Raw genomic sequence first — 19,708 nt, 5'->3', positions numbered from 1 at the left:
GCCGACCTGCGCCCACCTTGGAAGAGACCGACAGCACCGCAGCGTCTGCCCCTTCGACCAGGCTGCACAGGTCGAAAATCAAGCTAACGTAGGCTGCGCAGTCGGGCCGGCACGTCGGCGGCGGCCGCGCGGTCCAGCAGCCAGCGGGTACGGTCCACGCCGTGCACCCCGGCGGCCGGCACCTGCACCGGCCCTGCGCCGGCCAGCGCGATGCCCACCGCGCGTGCCTTGTCGGCACCGGCGGCCACGAGCCAGACCTCCTCGGCGGTGTTGATCGCCGGCAGGGTGAGGGTGGTCCGCACCGGCGGCGGCTTCGGGCTGCCCCGCACCGCGCTGACCGGCCGCGTGTCGTGGTGCACGGGGTGCTCCGGGAAGACCGAGGCGACGTGCCCGTCCTCGCCGACACCGAGCATCAGCACGTCGAAGTGCGGCAGCGTGGCGTGCCCCGGCCGGGCGGCGTGAGCCAACTCCTCGGCGTACGCGGCGGCGGCCGCCTCGGGGTCGTTGCCGGCCGGCCCGTCGGAGGCCGGCATGGGGTGCACCCGGGCCGGGTCCAGCGGCACCGAGTCCAGCAGGGCGGCCCGGGCCTGGGTCTCGTTGCGCTCCGGGTCGCCGGCGGGCAGGAACCGTTCGTCGCCCCACCACACGTCGACCCGGGACCAGTCGACCGCGTCGCGGGCCGGCAACTGCGCCACGGCCCGGTAGACGGCCGCGGCGACACGACCACCGGTGAGCACCAGCGCGGCCTCACCCCGGTCGGCCTGGGCGTCGAGGACCTTCACCAGCAGTCGGGCTGCCACGGCCTGCGCCAGCAGATCGGCGTCGGCGTGGACGGCGACACTCGCCTCACTCATGCGTTGTGCCTTCGTTTCCGGACCGCTGGGCGGTCGCTGTAGCGTCGTGCCCGGACGGAACGTCCGGAGGTGGCGGTGGAGGGCCGGGACGTGGCGTCCCGGCCCTCGGGTGTCGTGCTGCTCAGCTCTCGCCGCTCGTGCCGGTGTGCGCGGCGACCCCGGCCTCGGCGCGCTGGGCGGTGGCCGGATCCTTCCAGACGTGCACCCGCTGCGGTGGGCGCTGTTCCAGACCGCGCAGGCCGGCGGTCGCGCCCAACGTCTCCGCGTACACCTGGTCGGCGTCGAGACGGCGCAGTTCCTCGGCCAACTCGTCGCCGAGCGGCCGACGGACCAGCGGCAGGGTCCGGTCGTCCTGGCCGGTACGCCGGAACACCGCCAGGCTGTCCTCGCGGGTCAGCGTCAGCTTGTCGCCGTTGGCGCAGGTCAACTGCACCTCCCGCATCCGGGGGAACTCGTCGGTGTCCACCCGGCGCGGGGTGATGCCGAGCCGGCTGGACAGCCAGCCGACCATCAGCGCCGCCGTCGGGTCGCTGGGCGGCCCGACGACGGTCGCCTCGGTGACCTTCGCCTCGGTGGTGTCGAACGCACCGGCCACCAGGGTCCGCCACGGGGTGATCCGGGTCCACGCCAGGTCGGTGTCGCCCGGGGCGTAGTCCCGGGCCCGCTGGCGCAGCGCCTCCACCGGGTCGGCGGCCTGCGCCGTGTCGGTGATCCGCCGGTCGGCGACCACACCGAGGAAGTCGGTGGCGATCTCTGCGGGCGGCTCACCGTGCCACCAGGTCACCACCGGTACGTCCGGCACCAGCAGCGGCATCACCACCGACTCGGCGTGCAGGGCGAGTCGCCCGTACATCCGGGTGACCACCGCCTCGCACGGGCCGAGGCGACCACCGACCACGATCTCCGCGTCCAGCCGGTTGCGTTCCCGCTCGATGTCGGAGCGGACCACGACCACCAGCCGGCACGGGTGGGCGGCGGCGGCGATGGTCGCCGCCGCCTCCGCCTCGCGGACCCGCTTCTCGTCCACCACCACGATGAGGGTGAGCGCCATGCCACTGGCCACACCACCGGCGCTACGCCGCTCGGCGGCCAGCGCCTTGACCACCTCGTTGCCGGTGGTGTCCCACAGCCCGATCATGCTCTTCTCCAAGCGCGACCCTCGCGGGCCAGCATCTCGTCGGCCGCCCGTGGCCCCCACTCGCCGGCCCGGTACGGCTCCGGCGTGGTGCCCACCCAGGCGTGCTCCAGCGGGTCGATGACCTGCCAGCTCTGCTCGACCTCGGCTGCGTCCGGGAACAGGGTGCGGTCCCCGATCAGCACGTCCAGGACGAGGCGCTCGTACGCCTCCGGGCTGGACTCGGTGAACGCCTCGCCGTACTGGAAGTCCATCGCGATGTCGCGGACCTCCATGGTGGTGCCCGGCACCTTCGAGCCGAACTTGAGCACCACGCCCTCGTCCGGCTGCACCCGGATGACCAGTTGGTTGTTGCCCAGCGACTCCATGTCGGCGTCGTTGAACGGCAGGTGTGGCGCCTTCTTGAACATGATGGCGACCTCGGTGACCCGCCGGGGGAGTCGCTTGCCGGCCCGGATGTAGAACGGCACCTCGGCCCAGCGGCGGTTCTGGATGCCGAGGCGTACCGCCACGTACGTCTCCGTCGTGGAGTCGGCGGGGACGTCCCGCTCCTCCCGGTAGCCGACAGCGCGTTCGCCGCCCACCCAGCCGGGCAGGTACTGGCCGCGGACGGTGTCCCGGACCACGTCCTTCGGCAGGGTGATCGCCTTGAGCACCTTCAGCTTCTCGGCGCGGATCTCGTCCGCGTCGAAGCTGGTCGGCTCCTCCATCGCCACCAGGGCGAGGAGCTGGAGCAGGTGGTTCTGCAGGACGTCGCGGGCGGTGCCGACGGTGTCGTAGAAGCCGGCCCGGGTGCCGATGCCGACGTCCTCGGCCATGGTGATCTGCACCGAGTCGACGTACTTCGAGTTCCACAGCGGCTCGAACAGGTTGTTGGCGAACCGCAGGGCCAGGATGTTCTGGACCGTCTCCTTGCCCAGGTAGTGGTCGATCCGGAAGACGTCCTGCCGGGTGAACACGTCGTCGACCAGGTCGTTGAGCGCCTTCGCCGAGGGCAGGTCGTTGCCGAACGGCTTCTCCACCACGACCCGCCGCCAGCCGCCGGACTTCTCGTTGTCGGCCATCCCGGTGCGGGCCAGTTGCTTGAGCACGACGGGGAACGCGGCGGGCGGGATGGAGAAGTAGAACGCCGCGTTGCCAGCGATGCCGTGGGTCTGCCGCAGGTCGTCCAGCGTCGCGGCGAGCTGGTCGAAGGCCGCGTCGTCGTCGAACGACCCGCCGACGAACTTGATGTTGCCGGCCAGCCGTGCCCACACCTCGTCCCGCCACGGGGTACGGGCGTGCTTGCGGGCCGCCTCGCACGCGAGGGTCTCGAAGTCGCCGTCACCCCAGTCGCGGCGGGCGAACCCGAGCACCACGAAACCGGGCGGCAGCAGCCCCCGGTTCGCCAGGTCGTAGACCGCAGGAAGCAGCTTCTTGCGGGCCAGGTCACCGGTCACCCCGAAGATCACCAGAGCGCACGGCTCCGGGATCCGGGGCAACCGGCGGTCCTGCGGGTCGCGCAGCGGGTTCACCGAACCGCCTCCTCGCTCCGCTTCAGTCACGTCGTCCATCCTCACGCCCGCAGATCACCGGCCGCGTCCAGTAGTTGGGCGACGCCGGCTGCCCGGTCGGTCAGGTGCAGCCGCAGTACCGGCCGCTCCCGGCCGGCGAGGGCCTGCCGGTCGCCGGCGGCCTGTGCCGCCTGCAACTCGCCGAAGGTGTACGGCTTGCCCGGCACGTCCAGATCCTCCGCGACCGCGCCGGTCACCTGAAGGTAGCTGCCCACCTGGGGGCCGCCCTTGTGGTACTGGCCGGTGGAGTGCAGGAACCGCGGCCCCCACCCGAAGGTGACGGGTCGGCCGGACGCGCCGGCCAGCAGCGGCCGCAGCCGGGCCGCGTCGGCGTCGGCGAACCGGTCGAGGTACGCCATGACGGCGAGGTAGCCGTCGTCGCCCAGCCCGTCGAGCAGCCACCGCAGCACGCCGGCCAGGTCACCGGGCGCGCCCTGCGGCGCGTACACCTCGATCGCGCCCTCGGTGAACGACGGCGTCTCCGCCGGCAGGCCCGAGGCGAGGATCTTGTTGGTGTTCTCCTTGGACTCGGTGACGTTCGGCTGGTTGAACGGGTCGATGCCGAGCACCACGCCGGCCACCGCGGTGGCGTACTCCCAGGCCAGGAACTGCGCGCCGAGCGGGCCGTTGACGGCCACGTCCGGGTCCGCGCCGCCGCCCGGCACGTCACCGGCGGCCAGCGCGCCGCCGTAGCTGACGGTCAGCACGTCGGAACCGGTCGCGCCGGGGCTCTGCGGGGACTCCACGACCACCGGCAGGATGCCCACGCCGGCCTTGCCGGTCGACTCGGCGATGAGCTGCTCGGCCCAGTCGCCCAGGCCGTCGATGCCGGTGCCGTCGGACACCAGGGCGACCTTGTCACGGGCCAGCGTGGCGGCGGCCCCCAGCGCGGCGCCCAGCGCCAGCGCCGGATTGTCGCGGTCGGAGGCGAGCGACTCGGCCAACGCGTCGGCCTGGTCGATCAGCTCGGACACCTCGACACCGGCCAGCGCGGACGGCACCAGCCCGAACGCGGTCAGCGCCGAGTACCGGCCGCCCACGTTCGGGTCGGCGAGCACGGTGAACGCGCCCATCTCCGTCGCGGTCGTCTCCAACGGCGACCCCGGGTCGGTGACGATGACGAAGTGCCGGCCGGCCTCCGCCTCGGTCATCCCGGCGTCCAGGAACGCCTGCCAGTAGGCGCGGCGGTGGCTGTCGGTCTCCACCGTCGAGCCGGACTTGCTGGCGACCACCACCACGGTGCGTTCCAGCCGGTCACCGAGGGCCGCGCGGACCTGACCCGGGTCGGTGGTGTCCAGCACGGTCAGCGGCCGGCCCAGGGTCCGCGTGATCACCTCGGGGGCGAGCGACGAGCCGCCCATCCCGGCGAGCACCACGTGGTCCAGGTCGGCCAGCTCCGCCTTCAGCTCGGCGAGCTGCGCGAGCAGCTCCCGGCTGCGCCGGTGGGTGTCCACCCAACCGAGCCGGATCTTCGCCTCGGCCTCGGCGTCCGGACCCCACAGGCCCGTTTCCTTGGCGGCCAGCCGGCCGGGGACGCCGGCCTTGACCAGCGCCTCCCGGGTCGAGGCGGGCGCGGACTTGTCGACCGCGTCCGCGCCGTACACGGCGAGCCCGGCAGCGGCCTCCACCGGCCCTGCGAGAAGGTCACTCATGCCGCCACTCCGCTTCGCTGCGTGCTGATTCGGTCGCTCACGCGCCACCGGCCTTCTCGGCGGCCTTGGCGTTGCCCTTGGCTGCCTTGTTCGGAGCGCCCTTACCGGCGCCGGCCGCCTCCAGCGACTTGCTGACGCCGTCGAGCAGCTCCTGCCAGCTCGCCTCGAACTTCTCCACGCCCTCGCGCTCGAGGGTGGCGATCACGTCGGACATGTCCACCCCGGCCGACTCCAGGTCCGTGAAGACCTTCCGGGCCGCGTCGTAGGACCCGGTGACGGTGTCACCGCGGGTCTCGCCATGATCGGCGTACGCGTGGATGACCGACTCCGGCATGGTGTTGACCGTGCCGGCGGCGATCAGCTCCTCGACGTAGATGACGTCCCGGTAGTCCGGGTTCTTCGTCGAGGTGGAGGCCCACAGCGGCCGCTGCGGGTGCGCCCCGGCGGCCTCGAGCGCCTTCCAGCGGTCCGAGGAGAAGACCTCGGTGTAGCGCTCGTACGCCAGCTGCGCGTTGGCCACGGCGGCCTTGCCCCGCAGCGCCTTGGCCTGGTCCGAGCCGAGCTTCTCCAGCCTCTTGTCGACCTCGGAGTCGACGCGGGAGACGAAGAACGACGCGACCGAGCCGATCTTCGACAGGTCGTGCCCGTTCGCCTTGGCCTGCTCCAGACCGGTCAGGAAGGCCTCCATGACCGCCGAGTAGCGGTCCAGACCGAAGATCAGCGTCACGTTGACGCTGATCCCCTCGGCCAGCGTGTCGGTGATCGCCGACAGGCCCTCCTGGGTGGCCGGGATCTTGATGAAGAGGTTGGGCCGGTCGACCAGCCACCACAGCGCCTTGGCCTCGGCGACCGTCTTGTCCGCGTCGTGCGCGCTGCGCGGGTCCACCTCGATCGAGACCCGGCCGTCCACGCCGGCACTGCCGTCGTACGACGGGCGCATCACGTCACACGCCCACCGTACGTCGTACGTGGTGAGCATCCGGACGGCCTCTTCCACGTCCACGCCACGGATGGCCAGGTCGCGCAGCTGCCAGTTGTACTCGTCGGCGTCGCTCAACGCCTTCGCGAAGATCGTCGGGTTGGTGGTGACCCCGGCGACGTGCTTCTCACGGCGGAGCTGGTCCAGCCCTCCGGAGCTCAAACGCACCCGGGAAAGATCATCGAGCCAGACCGCCACACCCGCGGCGGTGAGCTCATTCAGCTTGTCGGTCATGCCGTCCACGCTCCCTCAGTTGCCGGTTGTGAAACCGGTGATGTCGCCTACCCGAGCCAGCGAGGCGTGCGCCGCCGCCACGATCCGGTCGGGGGTGAACCCGAACTGCTCGAAGAGCACGGTGTGCGGGGCGCTCGCTCCGTAGTGCTCCAGGCTGACGCTCTCACCCAGGTCACCGACGACTCCGCGCCAGGACATCGCGATGCCCGCCTCCACGCTCACCCGTGCCTTTACCCCGCGCGGGAGCACCGACTCCCGGTACGCCTCGTCCTGCTCGTAGAACCACTCCTGGCAGGGCATCGAGACGACCCGGGTCGGGGTGCCGTCGGCCTCCAGCCGCTCCCGGGCGGTCAGGGCGAGCTGCACCTCGGACCCGGTGCCGATGATGATCACCTGAGGCTTGCCGTTGGACGCCTCGGCCAGCACGTAGCCACCCTTGGCCACACCGGCCACGTCGCCCAGGACGTCCCGGTCCAGGGTCGGCAGCGGCTGGCGGCTCAGCGCCATCGCGGTCGGCCGGTCGGTGTGCTCCAGCGCCAGTCGCCAGGCCCAGGCCGTCTCGTTGGCGTCCGCCGGGCGGACCACGTCCAGGCCCGGAATGGCGCGCAGCGCGGTCAGGTGCTCCACCGGCTGGTGGGTCGGGCCGTCCTCGCCCAGACCGATCGAGTCGTGCGTCCAGACGTACGTCACCGGCAGCTTCATCAGCGCCGCCAGCCGCACCGACGGGCGCATGTAGTCGCTGAACACCAGGAACGTGCCGCCGTACGGGCGGGTGCCGCCGTGCAGGGCGATGCCGTTGAGGATGGCGCCCATGGCGTGCTCACGGATGCCGAAGTGCAGCGTGCGGCCGTACTCGTCGCCCGGGAAGTCCTTGGTCACGTGCTCCGCCGGGATGAACGACGGCTCGCCCTTCATGGTGGTGTTGTTGCTCTCCGCCAGGTCGGCCGAGCCGCCCCACAGCTCCGGCAGCACCGGCGCGAGCGCCTCCAGCACCTTGCCGGACGCCGCCCGGGTGGCCACACCCTTGGCGTCGGCGGGGAAGACCGGCAGCGCGTCGGTCCAGCCGTCGGGCAGCACCCGGCCGGCGAGCCGCTCGTAGAGCGCCGTGCGCTCCGGGTTGGCCTTCTTCCAGGCGTCGAACGAGGCGGTCCACTCCTGCTCGGCGTCGGAGCCACGACCCATCACCGCGCGGGCGTGCCCCAGCACCTCCTCGTCGACCTGGAAGGTCTGCTCCGGGTCGAAGTCGAGGATCCGCTTGGTGGCCTTCACCTCGTCGGCGCCGAGCGCCGAGCCGTGGATCTTGCCGGTGTTCTGCTTGTTGGGCGCGGGCCAGCCGATGATGGTGCGCAGCGCGATGAAGGAGGGGCGGGTGGTCTCCGCCCTGGCGGCCAGCAGCGCGTCGTACAGCGCCTCGACGTTCTCGTGGTAGTCGCCCTGGTCGGCGTCGCCGCTGCGCCAGTCGACGGTCTGCACGTGCCAGCCGTACGCCTCGTAGCGGGCCGCGACGTCCTCGCTCTTGGCGATGCGGGTGTCGTCCTCGATCGAGATCTCGTTGTCGTCGTAGATCACCGTGAGGCTGCCCAGCTGCTGGTGCCCGGCGAGGGCGCTGGCCTCGTGGCTGATGCCCTCCTCGATGTCGCCGTCGGAGACGATGCACCAGATGTTGTGGTCGAAGACCGACGCGCCCGGCTCGGCCTCCGGGTCGAACAGGCCGCGCTCGCGACGGGCCGCCATGGCCATGCCGACCGCGTTGCCCAGGCCCTGCCCGAGCGGACCGGTGGTGGTCTCGACGCCCGGCGTGTGCCCGTGCTCCGGGTGGCCCGGGGTCATCGAGCCCCACTGCCGCAGCGACTTCAGGTCGTCCAGGCTCAGCGGGTAGCCGGACAGGAAGAGCTGGATGTACAGCGTCAGGCTCGAGTGGCCCGCGGAGAGGACGAACCGGTCCCGGCCGGGCCAGTTCGGGTCGGCCGGGTTGTGCCGCATGACCCGGTTGAAGAGAAGGAAGGCCGCGGGCGCGAGGCTCATCGCGGTGCCCGGGTGGCCGTTGCCGGATTTCTCCACGGCATCCATGGCCAGCACGCGGACGGTGTCGACGGCCCGGCGATCGAGGTCGGACCAGTTGAGTTCGGAGTGCTCGGGTCGGTTGGCAGCCACGATGGTTGTGCTCCTTGGCAGATGGGCGGAACCCTCATCGGTGACCCTATCGAGCGTGACTAAACGTCCGCTCGGGGATCTCGCATGGTGTGCGGTACGTGACTGCGGGCCAAGTCGTTCAACCCGGTCGTGTGACGGCCCGCACCGTTGTCGGGTCGGCCGGGCAGCCAAAACGACAACGCGTAGTGTGTGGGTCGGTGTGCGGTCCCCGAGCGGCCCCGCCGACCCGATCTCCCCGTCCCGATGCCGGAAGGTGGCAATCCGTGAGCATGATCACCGAGCGCCCCGCGAGCAACCCCGCCGGGCAGTCGCCGGCGCGGGCGGCCGAGGGTCCGGTGGCGCGGCGGGACGTGCGCGCGATCCTGGCGGCGTACGTGGCGCTGACCAAGCCGCGCATCGTCGAGCTGCTGCTGGTCACCACCATCCCGGCGATGATGCTCGCCGACGGGGGACTGCCGCCGCTGTGGCTGATGGCCGTGGTGCTCATCGGTGGCTCGCTCGCCGCGGGGGCGGCCAGCGTCCTCAACTGCTACATCGACCGGGACATCGACCAGCTCATGCGGCGGACCAAGCGCCGCCCGCTGCCGGCGCACACGGTGTCGCCGCGCAGCGCCCTGGTGTTCGGTCTGGTGCTGGCGGCGGTCTCGATCGTGCTGATGGCGGCGTTCACCAACCTGCTCGCCGCCGGTCTGACGCTCGCCGCGATCGTCTACTACGATGTCGTCTACACGCTCTGGCTCAAGCGCTCCACCCCGACGAACACGTTCTGGGGTGGCGCCTGCGGGGCCGCTCCGGTGCTGATCGGGTGGGCGGCGGTGACCGGCGGGCTCGCCCCGGCGGCCTGGGGCCTGTTCGCGGTGGTCTTCTTCTGGCAGATGCCGCACTTCTACCCGCTCGCCATGAAGTACAAGGACGACTACGCCCGCGCCGGCATCCCGATGCTGCCCGTGGTGGCCTCGACCCGCCGGGTGAACGCCGAGATCCTGATCTTCGCCTGGCTCACCGTGCTGACCTCCCTCGCGGTCTGGCCGCTGGGCCTGAGCGCGATCTACGGCGTGCCGACCCTCGCGGTGGGCGCCATCTTCCTGGTCGAGGCGCACCGGCTCTGCCGCCGTGCGACCCGTGGCGAGGCGGTCAAGCCGATGCGGCTGTTCCACTGGTCCACGACGTACCTGACGATCGTCTTCGTGGCCGTCGCGCTCGACGCGCTGATCTGACCCTGCGGCTCGCGGTCGACGCGTCGTGGTTTCCGGCGGCAATCCGGCGCACATTCATCATCATGGATGAGTTGTCCCGGGTTAATGTCACATCAGAGTAACTTTCGGCATGAGTTGGATCGGCTCAACCTCGGCGAGCTGCGACCGGGTTTGCCGTGACGTTTGCAGCGGGAAAGTCCGGATTTAAGCGGACAGGAAGCCCGTGGCTTCTCTTAAACCTGTAGGTAATTGGCATCACAAAAGCTTCATGGTTCTCGCCCGCGCGAGTGGAACTCTGCTTAGGCTTCGCGTCATGGCAGATGGTTCCGATACGACGCTGACGGCCGAGCAGACCTCTGGCGAGCAGGCCCCGCAGGGCCTGGTCACGGGTCTCAAGGCCTTCGCCGCCGGGCACGGCGGCGCGAAGGCCGTCATCGAGTACGTCGGTAAGCGCGGCGCACGGATCGTCCTCGTGGGCGCCGACGGTGAGTGGGGCGACCAGTTCGCCGAGGATACCGTCACGGCCCGGGAGGCGTGCGCCACGGCGGGAGTCACCGTCGAGAACGCCTGGGAGCGTGAACTGATGGACCAGATGCGGCCGAGCAACGACCTCTGGCGGTCGATGGCCCGGCGCACGATGGCCCGCTGAGATAGATAGCTGAATTGACCAACCACTACCAGTCGACCCGGGGGGAACCCCGGGTCGCTCTCGTCACCTGCTCCCGCCTGGTCGACCTCGACCCCGACGACCGCCTCGTCCTCGACCCGCTCACCGCGCGGGGGATCGCCGCCGAGGCGGCCGTCTGGGACGACCCGGGCGTCGACTGGTCCGCGTACGACCTGGTCGTGCTCCGCTCGCCCTGGGACTACGCGCTGCGCCGCGACGAGTTCGTCGCCTGGGCCGCGACCGTGCCCACCCTGGTCAACCCCGCCGACGTGGTGCGGTGGAACACCGACAAGCGATACCTCGGCGAGTTGAGCGCCGCCGACGTACCCACGGTGTCGACCTCCTGGGTCGAGCCGGGCCAGGCCTGGTCGCCGCCCGCCGACATTGGCGAGTACGTGATCAAACCGGCGGTCAGCGCGGGCAGCCAGGACACCGGCCGCTACGACCTGGCCGATCCGGAGCACCGCGATCTGGCCGAGGCACACGTACGCCGCCTCTCGGCCGCCGGCCGGACGACCATGGTCCAGCCGTACCTGAGCGCCGTCGACACCGAGGGCGAGACCGCGCTGCTCTTCCTTGCTGGCCCGGACGGTCTCGCGTTCAGCCACGCCATCCGCAAGGGCCCGATGTTGACCGGCCCCGACCTCGGTCCGGATGAGCTGTACAAGGCCGAGGAGATCACCGCCCGCACCGCCGGAATCGAGCAGCTCGCGGTCGCGGACCGGACCCTCGCCGCGGTGCCCGGCGGTACGCGCCAACTGCTCTACGCCCGCGTCGACCTGATTCCCGGCCCGGACGGCGCCCCGGTCCTCGTCGAACTGGAACTCACCGAGCCGTCGCTCTTCCTCGGGTACGCCGACGGCGCCCCCGACCGCCTCGCCACCGCGATCGCCACCCACCTGGCCCGCCCGGCCTGACCCCGTCAGGGAGGGGATGCATCCCGCGTGTCCCGCCAAGATCCGGGGTGGGGCTGCTGCGCCGTGGCGCGGTGCGGCGACAACTCCCTGAAGGTGCGAATGTCGGGTGGGAGTGCCGGTGGGTGGTGATGCTGCCTCGACGCCGGCGGCGCTGTCTCGGTGCTGCCTCGACGCCGGCGGCGCTACGTCGGCGCTGCGTTGGCGCCGGCGGGCGGCCCCGACGCTAGCGGCTCGCCTCGGCGCTGCCAGCCCTGCCGCAACGCTGGCGACGCTCGCAAGATCGCACTACATCCAGGATCTCCAGGATGTAGTGGCATCGCGGACAGGTCGATGCCACTACATCCAGGTTCGAGCGTGACCATGAGCTGTGCGGGGCGTCCTAGCGGCCGCGCCGGGCCGTCGCGGCGCTCGCCCGTCCTCGCACGTCGTCCGCTCGTCTGCTCGTCCGCTCGTCCTTCGTCCCCCGTCAAGATCCGCGCAACTTCGAGGATGTTGCTGTCTCCCGCGCCCCGGAAGCAGCAACATCCTCGAAGTTGCGCAGATCTTGCGGAAGGCGCGTGGGCGGGGGCGCGGCGTGCGGGCGCGGGCGCGCGGCGGCGCGGCGCGCGGGAGTGGGGGGCGCGGCGGCGCGGCGCGCAGGAGTGGGGGGCGCGGGAGTGGGGGGCGCGGGGCGCGGGAGTGCGGGCGCGGGAGCGGGGGCGCGGGCTGTGGGCGGGGGCGCGGCGCGCGGGAGTGGGGGCGCGGGAGTGGGGGCGCGGGGCGCGGGAGTGCAGGGCGCGGGGCGCGGGGCGCGCGTGTGCGGGAGTGCGGGGCGAGGCGCGCGGGAAGATGCCCGGGAAGAGCGGGACGATGCCCGGGGCGCGTGGGTCAGGCGGGGACGGGTTCGGCTTCCGTCGCGGTGGTGGTCTGGGGTGCCGGGGCGGCCGGGTGGCGTTCGCGGGTGGACCACTGGACCGCGAGGGCGGCCAGCAGCACCAGGCACGAGCCGAGCATGTGCGCGCCGACCAGGAGTGCCGGTACGTGGGTGAAGTACTGCACGAAGCCGATGAGTCCCTGGCCCAGCTCCACCGCCAGCAGGACGATTGCGGCCCGGGTGGCCCGTCGCGCGCCCACCGCGCGGAACGCGGAGACGAGCGCCACCGACAGGCCGATCAGCAGGAAGACCCCGTCGGCGTGGACCTGGGAGATCGACTCCGGGTCCAGGCCGTTGCGGGCCGCGCCGTGGTCGCCGGCGTGTGGCCCGCTGCCGGTGACCCAGGTGCCGATCACCAGCACCGCGACGGTGACGCCGGTGGTGACCCGGGCGAGCGTGCGCAGGGGAGTGGGCACCACGGCGGCCGCCGGGCCGTCCGGGTCGCCAATGCGCCGCCAGAGGGCGTACGCGGCCGCGATCACCGCCATCGAGGCGAGGAAGTGCAGCCCGACCACCCACGGGTTGAGGTTGGTGAGCACGGTGATGCCGCCGACCACCGCCTGGGCGGGGATGCCGAAGAACACGGCGACGGCCAGCGCGAGGAGCCCGGGCCGGCGGGGCCGGTGGACCAGCACTGCCAGCACGGTGGCCAGCGCGATGAGGCCGACCGCGAAGGTCAGCATCCGGTTGCTGAACTCGATCACCCCGTAGGCACCCATTTCGGGCGTGGTGACGTACGAGTCGTCGGTGCACCGGGGCCAGGTGGGGCAGCCGAGGCCCGACGCGGTCAACCGGACCGCCCCGCCGGTGACGACGATGCCCACGTTCGCAACGATCGAGGCGAGCGCGAGGCGGCGCAGCAGGGTGCCGGAGACCGGACGGACGATTCGGTTCACGGCGCAAATCCTACGCACCGTAGCGATCGAGGTTCGTCCGACTCGTCGGCTCGGTGGTTCGGATCACCGGGGCCCGGGTTTGCCACCCTCCGGGCAATTACGTAACGTTGGCGTTGTGAAAAACGCGGCGGCGCTCTCCGGGCACCAGCCGACGGCTGACCAGGCCGTCGGCGCGTCCGCGTCCACCCTCGTCGGAGCCTCGTCGTCCGCGCTGGGTAGCGCCGCGACGGAGACCTCCACCCGGGACCGCGTCACCCAGTTGCTGCTGGAGCGGGGCGCCACCACCGCCGCGCAGCTCGGTCTGGCGCTCGGCCTGAGTCCGGCGGCGATCCGCCGCCACCTGGACGCGATGCTCGCCGACGGTGACGTGGTCGCCCGCGAGCAGGCGGTGCAGGGCAGCCGTGGCCGGGGGCGTCCGGCCAAGGTGTTCGTCCTGACCGAGGCCGCTCGGGTCCGCTGTGGCACGCACCACTACGACAACATGGCCACCGCCGCACTGCGCTGGATCGCCCACAACGGCGGAGCGGACGCGGTCGACGCGTTCGCCGCCGAGCAGGTGTCCGCGCTGGAGTCGCGCTGTCGCGCGGCCATGGAGGACGCCGGCGACGACCCGCTCGCGCGTGCTGAGGCACTCGCCGGAGCGCTCACCGCTGAGGGTTACGCTGCCAACGCGACCACGATCGCCTCCGGCGGCCAGCTCTGTCAGCACCACTGCCCGGTGGCGCACGTGGCCGCCGAGTTTCCCCAGCTGTGCGAGGCCGAGACCGCGGTGATCTCCCGTCTGGTCGGTACCCACGTACAGCGCCTGGCCACCATCGCGCACGGCGACGGGGTGTGCACGACGCACATCCCGGCCCAGCCGGGCCGTGTTCCATCCGGTAATCCCGTCACCACTGTGAGGACAGATAGATGACCGAGCAGATCGTCCAGCCCCTGACGCAGGAAGAGCAGCTCGCCGCCCTGGGTCGCTACGAGTACGGCTGGTCCGACCCGGACGCCGCAGGGGCGGTCGCCCAGCGCGGCATCAACGAGGCGGTGGTGCGGGACATCTCGGCCAAGAAGAACGAGCCGGCCTGGATGCTCGACCTGCGCCTCAAGGGTCTGCGGCTGTTCGGCCGTAAGCCCATGCCGGCCTGGGGCGCGGACCTCACCGGCATCGACTTCGACAACATCAAGTACTTCGTGCGGTCCACCGAGAAGCAGGCCACCAGCTGGGAGGACCTGCCCGAGGACATCAAGAACACCTACGACCGGCTGGGCATCCCGGAGGCGGAGAAGCAGCGGCTGGTCGCCGGCGTGGCGGCGCAGTACGAGTCCGAGGTCGTCTATCACAAGATCCGTGAGGACCTTGAGGAGCAGGGCGTCCTCTTCCTGGACACCGACACCGCGCTGCGCGAGCACGAGGATGTCTTCAAGGAGTACTTCGGCACGGTGATCCCGGTCGGTGACAACAAGTTCGCCGCCCTGAACACCTCTGTGTGGTCCGGCGGCTCGTTCATCTACGTGCCGAAGGGCGTGCACGTGGAGATCCCGCTGCAGGCCTACTTCCGGATCAACACGGAGAACATGGGCCAGTTCGAGCGGACGCTGATCATCGTCGACGAGGGCGCGTACGTGCACTACGTCGAGGGCTGCACCGCGCCGCTCTACTCCTCCGACTCGCTGCACAGCGCGGTCGTGGAGATCATCGTCAAGAAGAACGCGCGCTGCCGCTACACGACCATCCAGAACTGGTCGAACAACGTCTACAACCTGGTCACCAAGCGCGCCGTCTGCCACGAGGGCGCCACCATGGAGTGGGTCGACGGCAACATCGGCTCGAAGGTGACCATGAAGTACCCGGCGGTGTACATGACCGGCGAGCACGCCAAGGGCGAGGTGCTCTCGGTGGCGATGGCCGGCGAGGGCCAGCACCAGGACGCGGGCGCCAAGATGGTGCACGCCGCGCCGCACACCTCCTCGACGATCGTGTCGAAGTCGATCGCCCGTGGCGGCGGCCGTACCTCGTACCGGGGTCTGGTGCAGGTGCTGGAGGGCTCGCACCACAGCCGCAGCACGGTCAAGTGCGACGCGCTGCTGGTCGACACCATCTCCCGCTCGGACACGTACCCGTACGTCGACATCCGCGAGGACGACGTGTCGATGGGGCACGAGGCGACCGTTTCCAAGATCAGCGACGACCAGCTCTTCTACCTGATGAGCCGGGGCCTGAGCGAGGACGAGGCGATGGCCATGATCGTGCGTGGCTTCATCGAGCCGATCGCCAAGGAACTCCCGATGGAGTACGCCCTGGAGCTGAACCGCCTGATCGAGCTCCAGATGGAGGGCGCGGTCGGCTGACGCCGCCGCTCCCGCGGGGCGGGCCGGAACCTCGGCCCGCCCGCACCCCCGCCCCAACCTCGTCGTCACGGAACAGACAGACCAAGGAAGACATGACTACCCAGGCTTCCGCGCCGCCCAGCACCAAGTCGCAGGCGCTGCGCTCGTACGACGTCGCCGACTTCCCGGCCCTCACCGGCCTGGAGGAGGAGTGGCGTTTCACCCCGCTCAAGCGGCTGCGCGGCCTAGCTGGCGACGCGCAGGCCGGCGCCGGCACGGTCCGGCACGAGTACGGCGAGCTGCCCGAGGGCGTGGCCATCGAGCGCATCGGCACCGACGACCCGCGGGTGGGCAGCGTGCTCACCCCTGTCGACCGGGTCAGCGCGCTCGCGTACGGCGGCGCCGGGCAGGCGCTGCTGCTCTCGGTGGCGAGTGATGTCCTGGTGGGCTCCCCGGTGAGCGTGCGGGTGGTCGGCGACGGCGGCGAGGGTCTGGCCTTCGGGCACACCTTCGTCGAGGTGGGCCGCTTCGCGGAGCTGACGCTGGTGCTGGAGCACGTCGGCTCGGCGACGCTGGCCGACAACGTCGAGGTGTCGGTGGGCGACGGGGCCAAGCTGACCCTGGTCACCGTGGCCGACTGGGCACCGGACGCGGTGCAGGCGCAGCACCTCAAGATCAAGCTCGGCCGGGACGCCCGGGTGACGCACGTGCAGGTGAGCCTGGGCGGTGACCTGGTGCGCCAGTTCACCAGCGTGGAGTACACGGGCCGCGGTGGCGAGGCCGAGCTGTACGGGGTCTACTTCGCCGACGGCGGCCAGCACCTCGAGCACCGGCAGTTGGTCGACCACTCCGTGCCGGACTGCCGCAGCTACGTCGGCTACCGGGGCGCCCTGCAGGGCGCGGACGCGCACACCGTCTGGGTCGGCGACGTGCTGATCCGGGCCGAGGCGACCGGCACCGACACGTACGAGATCAACCGGAACCTGCTGCTCACCGACGGCGCGCGCGCGGACTCCGTACCCAATCTGGAGATCGAGACCGGCGAGATCGCCGGCGCCGGCCATGCCAGCGCGACCGGCCGCTTCGACGACGAGCAGTTGTTCTACCTGATGGCCCGGGGTATCCCGGAGGGTGAGGCCCGCCGCCTGGTGGTCCGCGGGTTCTTCGCCGAGGTGATCAACAAGATCCCGGTGGAGTCGCTGCGCGAGCGCCTGGGCGACGCGATCGAGGCCCGACTCAGCAAGGCCGGCGCCTGATGGTCCGGATCTGCTCCACCGAGGACGTGCCGAAGGGCACCGCCATCAGAGCGGACGTCGACGGCACGCCGATCGCCCTGGTGCACGCCGAGGACGGCCAGTTCTACGCCGCGTACGACGAGTGCTCGCACGCCGCGGTCGCCCTCTCCGAGGGTGAGGTCGACGGCTGCACGCTGGAGTGCTGGCTGCACGGCTCGCGCTTCGACCTGCGCACCGGCGCGCCGACCGGCCTGCCGGCCACCGAACCCGTACCCGTCTACCCCGTCGAAGTCCGCGACGGTGACATCTACCTGAGCCTGACGCCGAGTAATGGAGTGACCCGATAATGAGCACCCTGGAGATCCGCGACCTGAAGGTGTCGGTCAAGCTGCCCGAGGGTGAGCTCAAGCCGATCCTGGCCGGTGTCGACCTGACCGTGAAGTCCGGTGAGACCCACGCGATCATGGGTCCGAACGGCTCCGGCAAGTCCACCCTGGCGTACTCTATCGCCGGCCACCCCAAGTACGAGATCACCGGCGGCACGGTCACCCTCGACGGCGAGGACGTGCTGGCCATGACCGTCGACGAGCGCGCCCGCGCCGGCCTCTTCCTGGCCATGCAGTACCCGGTCGAGGTGCCCGGCGTCTCGGTGGCGAACTTCCTGCGGACCGCGAAGACCGCCATCGACGGCGAGGCGCCGAAGCTGCGCACCTGGGGCGGCGAGCTGCGTGGCGCGATGGAGCGCCTCCAGATGGACGCGGCGTTCGCCCAGCGCAACGTCAACGAGGGCTTCTCCGGTGGTGAGAAGAAGCGGCACGAGATCGTCCAGCTGGAGCTGCTCAAGCCGAAGATCGCGATCCTCGACGAGACCGACTCGGGTCTCGACGTGGACGCGCTGCGGGTGGTCAGCGAGGGCGTCAACCGGGTCCGCGACACCGGCGACACCGGCGTGCTGCTGATCACCCACTACACGCGGATCCTGCGCTACATCAAGCCGGATTTCGTGCACGTCTTCGTCGCCGGTCGGATCGTCGAGCAGGGCGGCCCGGAGTTGGCCGACAAGCTCGAGGCCGAGGGCTACGAGCGGTACGCCGCCGGAGCCGGCACGGCCAAGGCCTGAGCGAGAGAGGCGCTGTCGAGATGACCAGCATCGCGATCCCCGAGGGGATGCCGCAGTACGACGACGTGCCACGTTTCGACGTGGCCCGGGTGCGCGCCGACTTCCCGATCCTCGATCGGGAGATCAACGGGCACCCGCTGGTCTACCTCGACAGCGCCAACACCTCGCACAAGCCGCGCCATGTGCTCGACGTGCTCGACGAGCACTACGCGCGGCACAACGCCAACGTGTCGCGCTCGGTGCACACCCTGGGCACCGAGGCCACCGAGGCGTACGAGGGTGCGCGGGCCAAGATCGCCGCGTTCATCAACGCGCCGAGCACCGACGAGGTGGTGTTCACCAAGAACTCCACCGAGGCGATCAACGTCGTGGCGTACGCCTTCTCGAACGCTTCGCTGCGTCCGGACGCCGACCCCCGGTTCCGGCTCGGCCCGGGCGACGAGGTGGTGATCTCCGAGATGGAGCACCACTCGAACATCGTCCCGTGGCAGCTGCTCTGCGAGCGCACCGGCGCGACCCTGCGCTGGTTCCCGGTCACCGATCAGGGTCGGCTGGACGAGTCGGGCCTGGAGGATCTGGTCACCGAACGGACGAAGATCGTCTCGCTGGTGCACATGTCGAACATCCTCGGCACCGTCAACGCCACGTCCCGCATCGCCGCGCGGGTCCGCGAGGTGGGCGCGCTGCTGCTGCTGGACTGCTCGCAGTCGGTGCCGCACCTGCCCATCGACGTGGTCGACCTGGACGCCGACTACATCGTGTTCACCGGGCACAAGATGCTCGGCCCGACCGGCATCGGCGTGCTCTGGGGCCGCGGTGAGCTGCTGGCGGCCATGCCGCCGGTGATGGGCGGCGGTTCGATGATCGAGACGGTGACCATGGCCCGGTCGACGTTCGCCGCGCCGCCGGCCCGATTCGAGGCCGGCACCCCGCCGATCGCCGAGGCGGTCGCGCTCGGCGCGGCGGTCGACTACCTCACCGGCATCGGCATGCCGGCGATCCAGTGGCACGAGAAGGAGCTGACGGCGTACGCGCTGGACGCCCTCGGTTCGGTGCCCGACCTGCGGATCTTCGGCCCGACCGTTCCGGTCGGCCGGGGCGGCACGATCTCGTTCGCCCTCGGTGACGTACACCCGCACGACGTGGGCCAGGTGCTCGACTCGCTGGGCGTGCAGGTGCGGGTGGGCCACCACTGCGCGAAGCCGGTCTGCAGCCGGTTCGGCGTCCCGGCGATGACCCGGGCGTCGTTCTACCTCTACACCACCACCGGGGAGATCGACGCCCTGGTGGGCGGTCTGGAGCAGGTACGGAAGGTGTTCGACTGATGGTGCAGCTCGACCAGCTCTACCAGGAGATCATCCTGGATCACTACAAGCACCCGCACGGGCGGGGCCTGCGTGACGCCGACGACCCGGGCGACCAGGTCGCCGAGGCGCACCACGTCAACCCGACCTGCGGCGACGAGGTCACCGTCCGGGTGGCCACCGACGGCAACGTGCTGCACGACATCTCGTACGACGGCATGGGCTGCTCGATCAGCCAGGCGTCGGCGAGCGTCCTGCACGAGTTGCTGCGCGGTCGGGGCACCGGGGAAGCATTCGAGGTGCACGAGGCGTTCGTCGAGTTGATGTCCGGACGTGGCCAGGTCACGCCGGACGAGGACGTACTCGGTGACGGGGTGGCCTTCGCGGGCGTCGCCCGCTATCCCGCCCGGGTCAAGTGCGCGCTGCTGCCGTGGATGGCGTTCAAGGACGCCGCGGCACGCGCCGGCGTGGGCGCGAGCCCGGAGGTGAAGGCGTGAGTTGCTCTGTGTCAAGCCGCCGCAAGTTGATCTTGTCTGATCAGCTGTTGGAGGGCTCTGTGGTGGTCTGGGTCGTAGGCGGT

17 protein-coding genes are annotated in these 19,708 nt (G+C 71.1%); 10 read left to right on the top strand and 7 right to left on the bottom strand.

The features are described 5' to 3' along the window. Positions 1-83: 83 nt before the first annotated feature. The 6 genes from pgl to tkt all read right to left on the bottom strand — a co-directional run bounded on the left by pgl (position 84) and on the right by tkt (position 8,561). Positions 84-854 carry a 6-phosphogluconolactonase gene (gene pgl, locus ACLQ24_RS13035; protein ID WP_425891521.1) on the bottom strand — a complete coding sequence of 257 codons (771 nt, stop codon included), beginning with the start codon at positions 852-854 and terminating at the stop codon, positions 84-86. A 121-nt stretch (positions 855-975) separates the two neighbouring features. Continuing rightward, positions 976-1,992, bottom strand: coding sequence for a glucose-6-phosphate dehydrogenase assembly protein OpcA (locus ACLQ24_RS13030; RefSeq protein WP_425891519.1), 1,017 nt, complete (start codon positions 1,990-1,992; stop codon positions 976-978). After that, entirely contained in the window at positions 1,989-3,542 is a 1,554-nt protein-coding gene (gene zwf / locus ACLQ24_RS13025) for a glucose-6-phosphate dehydrogenase (protein WP_425891517.1), read from the bottom strand. The genes ACLQ24_RS13030 and zwf overlap by 4 nt, the downstream gene beginning before the upstream one ends. A 2-nt stretch (positions 3,543-3,544) precedes the next feature. Next, complete coding sequence (locus tag ACLQ24_RS13020; RefSeq protein ID WP_425891515.1) at positions 3,545-5,194, bottom strand: glucose-6-phosphate isomerase; 1,650 nt, start codon at positions 5,192-5,194, stop codon at positions 3,545-3,547. Positions 5,195-5,231: 37 nt separating this feature from the next. Continuing rightward, positions 5,232-6,407 (bottom strand): transaldolase, encoded by a 1,176-nt coding sequence (gene tal, locus ACLQ24_RS13015; RefSeq protein WP_425891513.1) that lies wholly within the window; start codon positions 6,405-6,407, stop codon positions 5,232-5,234. A gap of 15 nt (positions 6,408-6,422) precedes the next feature. Next, positions 6,423-8,561 (bottom strand): transketolase, encoded by a 2,139-nt coding sequence (gene tkt, locus ACLQ24_RS13010; protein WP_425891512.1) that lies wholly within the window; start codon positions 8,559-8,561, stop codon positions 6,423-6,425. 263 nt (positions 8,562-8,824) lie between these two features. On the opposite strand from tkt, the gene ACLQ24_RS13005 reads away from it, so the two are divergent. The 3 genes from ACLQ24_RS13005 (at position 8,825) to ACLQ24_RS12995 (ending at position 11,341) form a co-directional block, all read left to right on the top strand. After that, positions 8,825-9,778 (top strand): heme o synthase, encoded by a 954-nt coding sequence (locus ACLQ24_RS13005; RefSeq protein ID WP_425891510.1) that lies wholly within the window; start codon positions 8,825-8,827, stop codon positions 9,776-9,778. Between the two features lie 292 nt (positions 9,779-10,070). Continuing rightward, positions 10,071-10,406 (top strand): hypothetical protein, encoded by a 336-nt coding sequence (locus ACLQ24_RS13000; protein WP_425891509.1) that lies wholly within the window; start codon positions 10,071-10,073, stop codon positions 10,404-10,406. 14 nt (positions 10,407-10,420) lie between these two features. Continuing rightward, positions 10,421-11,341 carry an ATP-grasp domain-containing protein gene (locus tag ACLQ24_RS12995; protein WP_425891507.1) on the top strand — a complete coding sequence of 307 codons (921 nt, stop codon included), beginning with the start codon at positions 10,421-10,423 and terminating at the stop codon, positions 11,339-11,341. A gap of 867 nt (positions 11,342-12,208) precedes the next feature. On the opposite strand, the gene ACLQ24_RS12990 is transcribed toward ACLQ24_RS12995, so the two are convergent. Continuing rightward, positions 12,209-13,168: a COX15/CtaA family protein gene (locus tag ACLQ24_RS12990; RefSeq protein WP_425891506.1), complete on the bottom strand. Its 960-nt coding sequence runs from the start codon at positions 13,166-13,168 to the stop codon at positions 12,209-12,211. A gap of 193 nt (positions 13,169-13,361) precedes the next feature. Here ACLQ24_RS12990 and ACLQ24_RS12985 point away from each other — a divergent pair, with 193 nt between their 5' ends. From ACLQ24_RS12985 to sufU, 7 genes are all read left to right on the top strand, one after another. Beyond that, positions 13,362-14,063: a helix-turn-helix transcriptional regulator gene (locus tag ACLQ24_RS12985; protein ID WP_425891553.1), complete on the top strand. Its 702-nt coding sequence runs from the start codon at positions 13,362-13,364 to the stop codon at positions 14,061-14,063. Further along, the gene (gene sufB, locus ACLQ24_RS12980; RefSeq protein WP_074312771.1) at positions 14,060-15,490 is read left to right on the top strand and encodes a Fe-S cluster assembly protein SufB; all 1,431 of its coding nucleotides are present in this window, start codon (positions 14,060-14,062) and stop codon (positions 15,488-15,490) included. Before ACLQ24_RS12985 ends, sufB begins: the two co-directional genes overlap by 4 nt. 92 nt (positions 15,491-15,582) lie before the next feature. Beyond that, complete coding sequence (gene sufD / locus ACLQ24_RS12975) at positions 15,583-16,725, top strand: Fe-S cluster assembly protein SufD (protein WP_425891504.1); 1,143 nt, start codon at positions 15,583-15,585, stop codon at positions 16,723-16,725. Then, positions 16,725-17,051, top strand: coding sequence for a non-heme iron oxygenase ferredoxin subunit (locus tag ACLQ24_RS12970; RefSeq protein ID WP_425891502.1), 327 nt, complete (start codon positions 16,725-16,727; stop codon positions 17,049-17,051). The genes sufD and ACLQ24_RS12970 overlap by 1 nt, the downstream gene beginning before the upstream one ends. Continuing rightward, the gene (sufC, locus tag ACLQ24_RS12965) at positions 17,051-17,824 is read left to right on the top strand and encodes a Fe-S cluster assembly ATPase SufC (protein WP_425891501.1); all 774 of its coding nucleotides are present in this window, start codon (positions 17,051-17,053) and stop codon (positions 17,822-17,824) included. Before ACLQ24_RS12970 ends, sufC begins: the two co-directional genes overlap by 1 nt. 20 nt (positions 17,825-17,844) lie before the next feature. Then, positions 17,845-19,149 (top strand): cysteine desulfurase, encoded by a 1,305-nt coding sequence (locus tag ACLQ24_RS12960; RefSeq protein WP_425891499.1) that lies wholly within the window; start codon positions 17,845-17,847, stop codon positions 19,147-19,149. A gap of 2 nt (positions 19,150-19,151) precedes the next feature. Continuing rightward, positions 19,152-19,625 carry a Fe-S cluster assembly sulfur transfer protein SufU gene (gene sufU, locus ACLQ24_RS12955; RefSeq protein WP_425891551.1) on the top strand — a complete coding sequence of 158 codons (474 nt, stop codon included), beginning with the start codon at positions 19,152-19,154 and terminating at the stop codon, positions 19,623-19,625. The last annotated feature ends 83 nt before the right edge of the window (positions 19,626-19,708 follow it).

Origin of the sequence: Micromonospora sp. DT4 (assembly GCF_049841675.1) — a bacterium.
GTDB lineage: Bacteria > Actinomycetota > Actinomycetes > Mycobacteriales > Micromonosporaceae > Micromonospora.
Note: the sequence above shows the minus strand (reverse complement) of the source record. Positions and strands in the feature narration are given on the sequence as shown.

Excerpts from the sequence above, each read along its gene's own strand:
- pgl (WP_425891521.1), bottom strand. The coding sequence starts at position 854 with ATGAGTGAGGCGAGTGTCGCCGTCCACGCCGACGCCGATCTGCTGGCG.
- ACLQ24_RS13030 (WP_425891519.1), bottom strand. The coding sequence starts at position 1,992 with ATGATCGGGCTGTGGGACACCACCGGCAACGAGGTGGTCAAGGCGCTG.
- zwf (WP_425891517.1), bottom strand. The coding sequence starts at position 3,542 with ATGGACGACGTGACTGAAGCGGAGCGAGGAGGCGGTTCGGTGAACCCG.
- ACLQ24_RS13020 (WP_425891515.1), bottom strand. The coding sequence starts at position 5,194 with ATGAGTGACCTTCTCGCAGGGCCGGTGGAGGCCGCTGCCGGGCTCGCC.
- tal (WP_425891513.1), bottom strand. The coding sequence starts at position 6,407 with ATGACCGACAAGCTGAATGAGCTCACCGCCGCGGGTGTGGCGGTCTGG.
- ACLQ24_RS13000 (WP_425891509.1), top strand. The coding sequence starts at position 10,071 with ATGGCAGATGGTTCCGATACGACGCTGACGGCCGAGCAGACCTCTGGC.
- sufB (WP_074312771.1), top strand. The coding sequence starts at position 14,060 with ATGACCGAGCAGATCGTCCAGCCCCTGACGCAGGAAGAGCAGCTCGCC.
- sufD (WP_425891504.1), top strand. The coding sequence starts at position 15,583 with ATGACTACCCAGGCTTCCGCGCCGCCCAGCACCAAGTCGCAGGCGCTG.
- ACLQ24_RS12970 (WP_425891502.1), top strand. The coding sequence starts at position 16,725 with ATGGTCCGGATCTGCTCCACCGAGGACGTGCCGAAGGGCACCGCCATC.
- sufC (WP_425891501.1), top strand. The coding sequence starts at position 17,051 with ATGAGCACCCTGGAGATCCGCGACCTGAAGGTGTCGGTCAAGCTGCCC.
- ACLQ24_RS12960 (WP_425891499.1), top strand. The coding sequence starts at position 17,845 with ATGACCAGCATCGCGATCCCCGAGGGGATGCCGCAGTACGACGACGTG.